At 70.5% G+C, this 12,496-nt stretch carries 8 protein-coding genes and 1 pseudogene; 8 read left to right on the plus strand and 1 reads right to left on the minus strand.

Annotated elements, in window-relative coordinates:
- Positions 1-68 precede the first annotated feature (68 nt).
- From IPG72_10230 to IPG72_10265, 8 genes and pseudogenes are all read left to right on the plus strand, one after another.
- A complete protein-coding gene (locus IPG72_10230) occupies positions 69-2,864 on the plus strand; it encodes a right-handed parallel beta-helix repeat-containing protein (GenBank protein ID MBK6769362.1) in 2,796 nt (931 codons plus the stop codon).
- Between the two features lie 180 nt (positions 2,865-3,044).
- Entirely contained in the window at positions 3,045-6,308 is a 3,264-nt protein-coding gene (locus tag IPG72_10235) for an SUMF1/EgtB/PvdO family nonheme iron enzyme (protein ID MBK6769363.1), read from the plus strand.
- 49 nt (positions 6,309-6,357) lie between these two features.
- The gene (locus IPG72_10240) at positions 6,358-7,533 is read left to right on the plus strand and encodes a hypothetical protein (protein MBK6769364.1); all 1,176 of its coding nucleotides are present in this window, start codon (positions 6,358-6,360) and stop codon (positions 7,531-7,533) included.
- Positions 7,530-8,489 carry a hypothetical protein gene (locus IPG72_10245; protein MBK6769365.1) on the plus strand — a complete coding sequence of 320 codons (960 nt, stop codon included), beginning with the start codon at positions 7,530-7,532 and terminating at the stop codon, positions 8,487-8,489. Before IPG72_10240 ends, IPG72_10245 begins: the two co-directional genes overlap by 4 nt.
- Positions 8,482-9,108, plus strand: coding sequence for a hypothetical protein (locus IPG72_10250; protein ID MBK6769366.1), 627 nt, complete (start codon positions 8,482-8,484; stop codon positions 9,106-9,108). The genes IPG72_10245 and IPG72_10250 overlap by 8 nt, the downstream gene beginning before the upstream one ends.
- A 133-nt stretch (positions 9,109-9,241) precedes the next feature.
- Positions 9,242-9,541, plus strand: a complete 300-nt coding sequence (locus IPG72_10255) for a hypothetical protein (protein ID MBK6769367.1) — start codon at positions 9,242-9,244, stop codon at positions 9,539-9,541.
- Positions 9,542-9,643: 102 nt separating this feature from the next.
- Positions 9,644-10,168 carry a ClbS/DfsB family four-helix bundle protein gene (locus tag IPG72_10260; protein MBK6769368.1) on the plus strand — a complete coding sequence of 175 codons (525 nt, stop codon included), beginning with the start codon at positions 9,644-9,646 and terminating at the stop codon, positions 10,166-10,168.
- A 304-nt stretch (positions 10,169-10,472) separates the two neighbouring features.
- Positions 10,473-11,192, plus strand: a pseudogene (locus IPG72_10265) (DUF3494 domain-containing protein).
- A gap of 667 nt (positions 11,193-11,859) precedes the next feature.
- On the opposite strand, the gene IPG72_10270 reads toward IPG72_10265, so the two are convergent.
- Entirely contained in the window at positions 11,860-12,480 is a 621-nt protein-coding gene (locus tag IPG72_10270; protein MBK6769369.1) for a hypothetical protein, read from the minus strand.
- Between the last annotated feature and the right edge of the window lie 16 nt (positions 12,481-12,496).

A 12,496-nucleotide genomic window follows, 5' to 3' on the forward strand; every position in this document is an offset into this window, starting at 1 on the left:
GTCGCCGATTCCGGCGGGGGGCGATTGTGCTTCCTGTCCCCGGTCGGCTGCCTGCAAGGAGATTGGATGTGACGCTGCGAACGCTCGGCCTTGATCGACTGGCGGGTGCCCTGGGGGTACGACGGCTTTCCCTGTGTGTAGGCTTGCTGCTTGCCTCATCCGCGATCGGCCGGGAGTCACCTGCTTCCAGCCCACCGACCGTTTCGGGCCAGCCACTCGCTCCCTTCACGTCGGCCGAGATCAAGGGCTGCCCCGTCCTTCCCGCCGACAATATCTGGAACGCCGCGGTGGACACCATGCCGGTAGTCCCCAATTCAGACCTCTACGTCGACACCATCGGCGCCGACGTGGGCCTTCACCCTGACTTCGGCGCCGGTCTCTTGGAGGGCACGAGCTCCCCGATCGGCATTCCATTCGTGGACGTACCGGCGAGCCAGCCCGGGGTGGAGGTCACCTTCGAGTACGCCGACGAGAGCGACCCGGGCCCCTACCCCATTCCCACAGACGCGCCGATCGAAGGCGGTCCCGACGGCGACGGCGATCGGCACGTGCTGGTCTTGGAACGGGACAACTGCAAGCTCTACGAGCTGTTCGACGCCCATCCCCAGGACGACGGCAGCTGGAAGGCCGTCGGCGGCGCGATTTATGACTTGAACTCGCACGACCTGCGTCCGGACGGCTGGACGTCGGCCGATGCCGCCGGCCTCCCCGTCCTGCCCGGTCTCGTGCGCTATGAAGAGGTGGCCGCCGGCGAGATCCTCCACGCGCTGCGCTTCACGGTTCCGGCGACCCGCCGGGCGTATGTCTGGCCGGCGCGGCACCGCGCCTCGACCCGCACCGAGGAGCGGTTCCCGCCCATGGGCCAGCGCTTCCGCCTCAAGGCCGACTTCGACATGTCCGGATTCTCGCCGCAGGTGCGGGTCATCCTGCGCGCGCTCCAGAAGTACGGCATGATGCTGGCCGACAACGGATCGCCCTGGTACCTATCCGGCGCGCCCGACGACCGTTGGGACAACGACGTTCTGCGAGAGCTTCGGGGCGTGAAAGGGGCGGATTTTGAGGCCGTCGACGTCTCCTCGCTGCAGTTGAACCCCGACTCGGGCCAGGTTCGGACGACCTCTGCCACGGCGACGCGGGGGCCGACCAACACCCGGACGCCCAGCACCATTCCACCGACGCCCTCCGTCCCTCCGACGCCCACCATCCCTCGGACGCCCGACGACTCGCCACTCTACCTGCCGCTGGTCTACAACGGCCTGGCGCTTGCGCCGCCCGCGGCGACCCGAACCACGCAGCCCGCCACTCCCGTTCCGCCAACCAGGACGTCGCAGCCCGCCACGCCCGTGCAGACGACGCAGCCTCCCACGCCAACGCGGACGGTGCCGCCCGCCACGCCACCCCGTACGACGCCGCCTGCCACGCCAACGCTGGCCGTGGTCTCCGCCGACCTCTTCGTCGACGACGACAACACCACCGGCGCTGCGGACGGCAGCGTCCGCCGTCCGTACAGGACCGTCCAGCAGGCCATCGACGCCGCCTCGGGCGGGAATGTCATCGCGGTGGCGGGTGGAACCTATATCGAGGCCGTGCTCGTGCAGAACAAGACCGTGTCGCTTTATGGGGGGTACATCGGGGGCACTGAGGCCGACTATACCGGTGGGACCGGCGGCAACTTCGGGGTTCGCAACCCCACCGCCAACGTTGCCAACCTCCAAGGCAACTTGCAGGATTCGGTGGTCACGCTGCTCGAGTCCGGCTCGACCGTCGTGGACGGCTTCCGCATCACCCGCGGGGTGCGCTCTACGATTCCGCTGCCAGGGTGTGTGGGTGGTGGACTCTACGTCCTGGGCGGCGAGCCATCGATCTCGAACAACATCATCGAGAACAACAGCACCTGCGCCGACGCCGCGAACGGCGAGGATCTGCTCGGTGGCGGCATCTACGCCAGCAACGCAAACATCTCGATCCAGGGCAATGTCATCCGCGACAACGTCTCCGGGCGCGGCGCTGCCATCGCGATCGCCGGCGGGGAGGTGGTCATCCGCGGCAACACCATCCAGGACAACATCGGTCGCGGCGACCACGGCGGGGGCGTCTACGTCTTCTCGCCAAACGCCCAGATCTCCCACAACCTCATCGCGGGCAACGAAATCGGACGGGAGCTGGGCTACGGCTGGGGCGGCGGAATGGCGATCTTCAACGAAGGCGGCTTTTTCAGACTGTCCTACAACGTCTTTACCGACAACTTCGCCCCCTCCCTCGGCAGCGCCATCCTCGTCGACAACGGCGCGCGCGCCGAAATGGACCACGAACTGTTCTACGCGAACCAGTGTGGCGTGTCGAGCGGCGTGCCGGGCGGTGTGTCGACGGTCTTCGTCGATGGCGACGCCGGCGGTATGGGCTCAAGCCTCACCATGAGCAACAGCACGATCGCCGGCCACGACTGTGATCCACCGGTCGCCGGTACTGCAGTCACCGTGCTGGAGTTTTCCGACGTCACCATCCGGAACAGCATTTTCTGGGGCAATGGCGGGGACGACGTCGAGGTGGATGAGACCTCCAAGATCAACATCCGCTACACGCTCTCCGAGGAGCTTCTTTCAGGGATGGGCAACCTGTCCACCGATCCCCTGTTCGCCAACCTGGCCGGCAACGACTTCCACGTGCGCTCGTCTGCCGGGCGCTGGGATCCGGCGGCCAACGGGGGCGCCGGCGGGTGGGTACTGGACAACCAGGACAGTCCCGCCATCGATGCCGCCGACCCGGCATCGCCCTTCGCCGCCGAGCCCGAACCCAATGGTGGCCGGGCCAATATGGGCGTCTACGGCGACACGCCACAGGCAAGCAAGTCCGCGCCGCGATGATGGACTTGTTCTAACGTACATTGTGTGCGACCGCGCCGCCAGTGGTCACTGGCGGCGCGGTCGTAAGGCGTGGTCCTGCGGCCCTGCCTGCTTGCTTCGCGCGCCCTGAAATGGCAACATCCGGCGCGTATGCCAGTCCACACCGCCCGGTCGCCCATCGATCTCATTGGGCCACAAACCGTGCGTCAGGCACTGGCCGCCGTTCGCCACCTGGAGTCCAAGGCCCGCCGCCAGCCGAACCCGCTGCTCGGCCTGCAGATCGTGGACGTCCGGCTGCGCGAGATGGGCGTGACCGCCAGCGACGAGAACCGCCAGTGGGCGTTGGCGGGCGTTTTGGTCGACCTCGTCACCGAACGCCTCGCGGCGCTGCGTCGCGAAGCGAACGGTCCAGGAGTAGCCGCCCTTGCGGCCGGCGCGACGCCGGCCCGGGAGCTGGCGCGGTTGGCCGACGACTTCAGGGCCGGTGACCACGTCCGCGAATGCTGGAGCGCCATTCACAGCCGCTTCATCTCGACGGCCAGCCCGCCGATGGACGAAGTGGCCCGCGTGGCCGGCGTCGGCCGGGTGACGCTGGCCCGCCGGCTGAACCAAGGGCTGGCGCTGCTGTCCAATGACCTCCGGCGCCGCGAGCTCGAACTCGTCCGCCGCGGCGAGCTGCCCTACAGCCCGCGGCCCGCCCAGCGGGTGCGCGTGCATCCGCACGGCGGCGCCGACCCAATCGAACCGCCGAGCCTCGTGGCGCGCCGGGTGCTCGAATCGGTGCAGGCGGAGCGTCACCCAGGCATCGACCTCTCGGCGGCCGACGCGCTGACGCTGGTCAGCCGGCCGCCGGCGGACCTCGAGGCCTACCGCGTGGCGCGTATCGCCGCATGGTCCCAGCCGCGCCACTCCTTGGACCAGCGCTTCGTGCGCCTGACGCTGGTGGTGGATGCCGGCGAGGAGGAGCCCGCCGGCCGCTGGCAGACCGGCGGTCAGCACGAGGACATCGCCGCGGCGCTCGATGCGGCCGGCAGTCCGGTGGTCGCCCTCCTGGGCGCGCCCGGCAGCGGCAAGTCGAGTTTGCTTGGGCGTTTCGAGCTGGACGAAGCGGTGGCGGCGCTGCACGGCGAGACCGACGCGGTGACGTTCTTTGTGCCGCTCGGCCAGTATCGGCCCGTCGCTGGCCGGGCGCTGAGCGCTCCCGGGCCGTGGCTGGAGGCGCGGTGGCACGAACGCCATCCGGACCTGCCCGCATTGGCGGACTTCCTGGCCCAGGGTCAGTTGACGCTGCTGCTGGACGGGCTTAATGAGATGCCGCACGTCGATGGCGCCGAGTACCACGCGCAGGTGGCCGCCTGGCGGCACTACCTTGTCGACGAGCTGGCGGCGGTGGCCGGCAACCGCGCCATCGTCAGCTGCCGGAGCCTTGACTACAGCGCGCCGCTGTCGTCGGCCGAGCTGCGTGTGCCGCAGTTGCAGGTGGAGCCGCTGACGGACGACCAGGTCCGGACGTTCCTGTGGGCCCACCGACCGGCGCTGGCCGAGCAACTGTGGGCAACGCTGTCCGGCTCGCCGCGGCTGGCGGTGCTGCGCGTGCCGTACGCCCTGAAGCTGCTGGTCGATCAGGCCGGGCCCAGCGGCGACCTTCCGGGCGGTGGGGCGGCGTTGTTCACGGGCATGGTGCGTCAGGCCCTGCGCCGAGAGATCGAGCGCGACAACACCGCCTTTCGACCGGGCCTAGTGCTTGACCAGCGCGACGTCCGCCAGGTCACCCAGTGGCGCTGGCGGACGCCGTTCGAACTGCCGGAGCGCGGTGTGCTGTTCCCGGGGCTGGCGAGCCTGGCGTGGGGCATGCAGTCGCGGGGCCTGGGTGGAGACGGGGCGCAGGTACGCGTCGACCGCGCCGAGGCGCTGGCGCTGTCGGCGGCACCGCCGTCCGGTGGCCTCATCGAGGCCGGGCTGGCGTTGGCGGTGCTGGACGAAGAGGTAGCCTCGGATGACGTGAGCTTTCGTCATCAGCTGTTGCAGGAGTACTTCGCCGCCCGCCGGCTGGCCGCGGCGCCCGCTCCTGATCGGGTGTGCCAGGCCTGGCGGGCGGTCGACGTGGTACCCAGCGTGGCCGAACTGTTGGCCGCGATCCCGGCCGGCGAGCCGCTGCCGCCGCTGCCGGCGACCGGCTGGGAGGAGACAACCGGCCTGGCCGCCGAGATGGCCACGGATGCGACCGCCTTCCTGGAGGGCGTCGCGGCGGCGAACCTGGCCCTGGCCGGCGCCATCGCCGCGCGGCCCGACGTGGCCGCCCGGCTCGACAACGGGTTCGTCGACGACCTGCGATCTCGCCTGACGTTGCGCAGCCGCGACGGGGCGGCGGACGTGCGGGCCCGTATCGCCGCCGCGCGGGCCCTGGGCACGCTGGGCGACCCGCGCTGGCCGCGCCGCGCAGGCCCCGACGGCGACCATCTGGCCCCGCCGCTCCTCGAGATCGCCGCCGGCGACTACCCGCTCGGCCGGGCCGAGCCCTTCGAGGCGCTCGGGCGGCAGTGGTGGGCGCGCTACACGCCGCACACCGTCCGGTTGGATCGCTTCGCGATGGGCCGGTTCCCGGTGACGAACGCCGAATGGGCGTGCTTCATGGCAGCCGACGGATACGAGGACGAGCGCTGGTGGGACACCCCGGCGGCGGCCGACTGGCGCCGCGGCGTCGGCACGACGCTCGGCATCCATCTAAGCGTTCAGGAGTGGGTGCGGCGCTACCGGGCCAACCCCGATCTGCTGGCGGCGACGCGCCGCGAGGGCGGCTTCACGCATGAGGTCTTTGAGCGCTGGCGGCGGCGCCTGGCCATGACCGAGACCGAGTTGGCGCTGCATCTGGCTGAGCTGTACCCGTCGGAGCGCAAGACGGCACCGCGGCAATGGACCAACGGCCGCTTCAACCACCCCGCGCAGCCGGTCGTGGCCGTCACTTGGTACGAGGCGCGGGCCTACTGCAACTGGCTCGCGGCGCAGACTGGCCGGCCGTTCCGGCTGCCGACCGACGCCGAGTTCGAGGCCGCGGCGCGGGGGCCAAGCGGCCGCGACTACCCGTGGGGCGGGCCCTTCGACCCGGCGCGGCTCAACTGCGTGCTCAGCCACATCATGACCACGACGCCCGTCGGCGTCTACCCGGACGGCGACACGTCGGATGGCTTCAGCGACCTGTCGGGCAACGTCGAGACCTGGACCAGCACCTTGGTCGGCACCGGTGACGACACGGCCCCGGACGGACCGCGCGAGTGGCACCGCGACCTTGAGGCGGTCGACGTGCCGTCATCGCAGCGCCGGGTGGTCCGCGGGGGCTGCTGGATGGACAACCATTCGCGGGTCCATCCGAGCTACGGCGTGGGGTACGGCCCGGACTTCTGTCCCGATTCGGTGGGGCTGCGCCTGGCGTGCAGCCTGGACGGGTCCACAACGGTGCCAGCATGACGATTGGACGTATGATCCACCGTCGAACGACTTAGAGATGGAGGCCGCGGTGTCGCCAGCGCCGGATGTCCTTGCCCCAACCAGCCGCCGCTGGCCCGAACGCGCCCTGCTGGCCTTGCTCGTCGCCCAGCTCGTCCCTGTCGGCGCACTGTTTCCGTACTACGCCTTCGCGCGCCAGGACGCATGGGGCCTCAAGCTCTTCGCGCTCGCCCTCGCCGCACTCGGCGCGGCCGCCGTCGTCGGCGTCTGGCGGCGCGCGCCGTGGGCGCTGTGGGCCGTCGTGGTCCTCGTCGCGCTGAAGCTCGTCGTCGATGTCTTCGGATACACGCACGTGCCCGACCTGCGGCTGCCTGCCGTCTCGACGCTGGCGAACGGTGCGATCCTCGCCATCGCCTTGCGGCAGGCGCTGCCGATCGGCGACCGCATCTCCCCCGGACAGCGCGCGTTCTTCACGTGCGTCCTCGCCCTCGCCGCCTGGGTCGCCGTGCGCGGTCTGTTCTTCCCCGCGCACCTCTCCGCGACGATCCCGTTCAACGTCCCGCCGCTGCACAGCCGTTTCCTGGGCGCCATGTACCTGTCGGGGGCGACGTTCATGCTGCTGGCCATCCGCGCCCGGTCGTGGCGCGAGATCCGGATCGTCGTCCCGATGGTGGCGATCTGGACCGGCGTGCTCGGCCTCGTCTCGCTGCGCTTCCTCGGGGCGTTCGATTGGGCCGAGCCGCAGACATGGACGTGGTTCATCGCGTACAGCGCGTTTCCGATCGTGGCGGCGTGGATCGCGTGGCGGCAGCGCGGCGTCGCGGGCGGCGCATCGACGGCTTCGCCCTTGCCGGCGCTGCCGGCGCCCCTTCGCACCTACCTCTGGGCGCAGGCCGCCGTCCTGACGCTCCTCGCCGTCGCGCTCCTTGCCGCGCCCGGCGCGGTGGCCGCGGTTTGGCCCTGGAAGATCTCAACCGAGCTCGCCCAGGTGTACAGCGCGCCGTTCCTCAGCTTCGGCCTCGGCAGCTTGATGGCCGCGCGCGCGACGGCCGCGGGCGAGGTGCGCATCGCCCTCACCGCGACGCTCGTCTTCACAGCGGCCGTGCTTGCGGCCTCGGCGCTGCACCGCGGCCTGTTCGCGCCGACAGCGCCGGCCACGTGGCTCTGGTTCGGCGGCTTCGGACTCGCCACGGCCGTCCTGCTGCGGTACGTACTCGCCCGTCCAAGGAGGACCGAACAGCCATGACCGCCCCGACCTCGCCGAACACCCCATCCCCATCATCGCCGAGCGCCGCATCGAACCCGTCGACAACCGACGGGCCGACACGCCACGCCGGCGACGCCGTCGGCACGCCCGTGGCGTGGTGGCTGCGCGCCTGGCTGGCGGTCGAGGTCTTCTTCGGCCTCGCGGCCATCAGCTCGATCTTCCTCCGGCCCGACCAGACGGCCACGAACTTCGCCTGGCCGATTCCGGCGACGGTCATGGCGGCGACGCTCGGCGCGTTCTACTTCGCCTCGGCGCTGCTCTTCGTGCTGCCGCTGTTCGAACGGCGCTGGGAGAACGTCCGGGTCATGATCCTGCCGACGGCCGTGTTCGCCACGGCGATGTGCGTCACGACGTTCCTCCACTGGTCCAAGTTCAGCCTCTGGACGCTGCCGTTCAACGTCTGGCTGGCCAGCTACGTCCTCCCGCCGCCGATCTTCACCGCGGCGTACGCCTGGCACCAGCGCCGCGCGCTGCCGGTCGGCACCGCCGTCGACGGTCGACTGCCCGCCGCCGCGCGCACGTTCCTGCGCACCAACGGCTTGGCGGTCGTCGCCGTGGCGCTGACGCTGTACGTCGTCCCGTCCCTCCTCGTGCCCCGCGGCCCGTGGCCGCTGACGCCCCTCACGCTGCGCGCGCTCTGCAGCTGGCTGATCGGCGTCGGCCTGCTGCAGGTCTGGATGGCGTGGGAGAACGACTGGCGCCGCGTTCGGCTGGCGACGGCGATGCTCCTGCTCCTGCCGCCGGCTCTGTACGTCCAGCTCGCGCGCTTCCGCACCGCGGTGGATTGGTCGAACCTCGCCCTGTGGATCCTCCTCGCGGACGTGACGGCGGCCGGCCTCGTCGCCGTGTGGCTCTGGCTCACGGTGCGGCGAGACGCGGGCGAGGCGCGCGATGGCCGGGATGGTCGCGATCATCGAGAACGCCAAGATGACTGACATCGCCGAGCCGGCACCGCCGATTCGCTGGCCGTTTCACCGCTACGCCAAGTACGCGTTCCTCGAGGACCTCGACCACACGCGGCACATCCCTGTCGGCCGGCTGTGGGGCACGCGGATCGCGGTCACGCCGACCGCCGCTCTTCAGGTGCCGTTCTTCTTCGCGCTCGGCGTCCTGCTGACGTTCGTGCCGGGGCGAATGGCGCTCGTCGCCCCGCTCGGCGACCGCATCGAGAACGCCGTGCTGTTCACCGTCGCCGGCCTCGTCGCCAACGCGGCCCATGCTTTCGGCCACATCGCCAGCGGCACGCTGGCCGGCAGCGCGATGGACGAGCTGCTGATCACCGCCACGCGCGACGCGAACCTGTACCTGGGCGATCAGAGCGCCGTCCGCGGCCGGACCCACATCGCGCGCGCCGTCGGCGGGCCGGTGGGCAACCTCGTTGTCGCCGCGATCACGTTCGCCGTGCTCACTGCCCTGGGCGGCGGGGGGACGCAGCCGATGCTCGACCGCATCGCCGGCGTGAACCTCCTGTTCGGCCTGGGCGGCTTTCTGCCGCTGCCGAGCGTGGACGGCGCGGTGATCTGGCGGGAGGTGTGGCGGGGCCTGCGCGGCTGAACACCGCGCGCCCCAGCGCCGCCGCCGCAGCGCCGTCCGATGCGCGGTAGGCCGTCAGCTGCCCGATACGCCCTACTGGGCTGCCGCGTCCCCTCCGGCGATGGCCGCACCGATCCCGACCCACGCCAGGCCGATGAGGGCCATCGTCGCCTCGAACGACGGCGCAGCGCACAATGCCCGCCAGGCCGGCCAGGCAGCCGAGGCACCACGGCAAGGCGGCGGTCGCCGTGATCGCGTCGAACGCGTCCTGGCCAAGCGTGAAACGCAACCAGGCGATCAGGTACAGCACCCCGCCAAGTCCGGCGAGGATGCCGAGCAGACGCGCTTGGTTGCCACCTTCGGCGGCCGGGACGTTGGGCGAGGTCGAGGCCATGGCGGTCACGATTGCCTCCAGGAAATGCGCGCAACGGCGTGGATGGGCACGTTTTCATGACGGTGAGGATGCGTGCCGCGATGATACACTTCCCCTCGCACTGCGCGGACGCCGCGGCGCACCGCGAACCACGGCGTTGCAGGAACGATGGAGGCCTGCGATTTGGATGACCTGGACGCCCAACGAAGCGCGATGATGGCGGAGATCGACGCCGGCTTCCGGCGCTTCACTGCGTTCCTGGCCGCGCTGGACGACGCCGACCTCACCGGTCCGACGGACGCCGCCGGCTGGACGGCCAAGGACCATGTGGCCCACCTCACCGCCTGGGCGGGCTCGATGATCGCCGTCTTGGACGGCCGGCCGCGCTGGGAGGCGATCGGCGTCACACCCGAGGTCTGGCAGACGATCACGGACACGTACGACGTGATCAACGCCGCGATTCAAGCGCGGCACCGCGACACGCTGCCGGCCGAAGTTCGCACCGACTTCGACGGTACGCACCGCGCCCTTGTCGCGCGGATCGAGTCGATGGCCACGGCCGATCTGGTCCGGCCGTACGTCCACTTCCAGCCGTGGGCGACCGGGCGGGACGATCCGCTGTATGGCTACCTGCTCGGGAACACGGTCGGGCATTACGACGAGCACCGGGGGTATGTGGAGGAGATGGTCAGCGCTCGGCCCACCTGAGCCGCGGCGACCGACCTTTTCACTGGACCTGAGGAGTCACCACCGGAACCGCTCTTCGAGTCCATCCGCACCACCCAGTTCCGTATCGTCGGTGCGGTCGGCTGGAAGTCCCCGGCAGAGGAGCTCACCGCTTTGTTGCGCTAACCACTTCAGACCGCCGGGTCAACTCCACGCATGAACCGCAGGCTCCGTTGTTCAACGTTGCTGCCCAACGTCAAGTCCCGTATCCGTTCACGTTGGATTCGCGTTATCTAAGAGTCGTCCATCACAGCTACTTGGACACAGCTGCTTGGAGAACAACGTGATGCGCGGAAACCCGGGTTGGCGTGTGGGCCGGTGGCGTAGCGCTGCGAGCGCGGGACTTGTGCTGGCCGCGCTGCTACATTCGGGCCTTTCCCCAGCGTCGATTGCGCGAGCCCAGGCGTTCCTCGGCACGGCGCAAAGCTTCGGTGTCCTCGGCGGCTCGACGGTGACGAACACCGGCCCGAGCGTGATCACGGGCGGCAACCTTGGCGTTTGGTCCGGTCTGGCCATCACGGGCTTTCCTCCGGGCGTCGTCGTTCCTCCCGGCGCGATCCATGCGGGAGACGCGGTCGCGCAACAAGCCCAGAGCGACGTGACCACCGCCTACAACTCGCTGGCCGGCATGGCGTGCAACACCGATCTGACCGGCCAGGATCTCGGCGGGCTCACGCTCACGCCGGGCGTCTACTGCTTTGCCTCCTCGGCCCAGCTGACGGGCAACCTGACGCTCGACGCCCAGGGCAACAACCAGGCTGTCTTCGTCTTTCAGATCGGCAGCTCGCTGACCACGGCAACCAACGCGTCGGTCAGCGTCATCAACGGCGGGCAGGACTGCAACGTGTCCTGGCAGGTCGGCAGCTCCGCCACGCTCGGCACCGCCACTTCGTTCGTGGGCAACATCGTCGCGCTCACGAGCATCACGCTGAACACGACGGCCAACCTGTCGGGCCGCGCGCTGGCGCGGAACGGGGCCGTGACGCTGGACAACAACGCAATCACGGTCCCGCTGTGCGCGTTGCCGCCGACCGCCACGTTCACGGCTTCGCCCGGCCCGTCGCCGACAGCGACACGCACTTCGACGCCCGGCCCGTCACCCACCGCCACGAACACGTCGACGCCCAGCCCGACGCACACGTCCACGCGCACGTCGACGCCCAGCCCGACGCGCACGTCCACGCGCACGTCGACGCCCGGCCCGTCACCCACGGCCACCAACACGCTCCCACCAGGCGCGCTGCCTTCGCCGACGCCGGTGACGGTCGGTGGGTTCACCGCGGGTTCCTTCCGTCCGGCGAAGGTGCGGGGTCGCGTGACGTTGCCCAACTTCGTGCCGCTGCGGATCGGCGCCGTATTGGGGTTCCTGGCTGTCCTGGTCGCGGCAGCGGTGTGGCGACGAACGCGTTGACGCCGGCGCCCGAAGGTCCCGATCTCGTCTTGGCGCGTGCGGATCGCCTCCGGAACCGCCGTCCGCCCCGCCCGAAGTAACCCTCATCCCGGCAACGCACGACACCGTGTAGGCGTCGTCCGACACGCATCCGCGCCGCCAACCGCTACCGTCGGCCGGCGTGCTCCGGTACTCTCGGCGCGACGAACATCCGCGTCCTTGCCATCCCGCGTTCAGCGATGGGCATGCGCCGTCGCATGGGTTGATTCCGCTCCGAGCCGGATCAGCCCATGGGAGGCCGTACGTCGACTTGCCGTTTCACTTGACCCATTAGGAGCACGCCGATGACCACCCCGCCTCTCTCGACCACAAGATCGTCGGCCACGCCGCGCGCCACAGTCCGCAACGCCGCGCTCATCGCCCTCTCCGCCGTCCTCCTGATCGCAAGCGTGATCGCCCTGCGGCCGCCCTCGGTCGCCGGCGCCCCGCCCAGCGAGAAGCAACCGTTCGACGTGTCGGGCGACCGCGGGCCACAGGCCCAGGCCACGATGACGGCGACCGTCGTCGCCACGGCCACGGCGACGATCACGCCGACGATGGCCCCAACGCTGACGCTCACGGCGATCGCCACGGGCACCGGGACGCCTCTGCCGACGGGCTCGGCCACGTCGGTCGGCACGGAGACGCCGGACATCACGGAGACGGCCGCTCCAACGGTATCGGCCACCGCGTCCGGCACGGGCACGACCGAGCCGACGGACACCGGCACGCCGGTCAGCACCGGGACGGCGACGGCGACCCGCACAGGCACCGCCGCCGCGACCGCGACGCAGACGCCGACCGGTACGCTCACCACGGTCGGCACGGCCACCGCGACCGGCACGGGCACGGTGGCCGGCACCAACGCCCTCGCCGACGGG

The sequence above is a fragment of the Candidatus Avedoeria danica genome (assembly GCA_016703025.1).
GTDB lineage: Bacteria > Chloroflexota > Anaerolineae > Epilineales > Epilineaceae > Avedoeria > Avedoeria danica.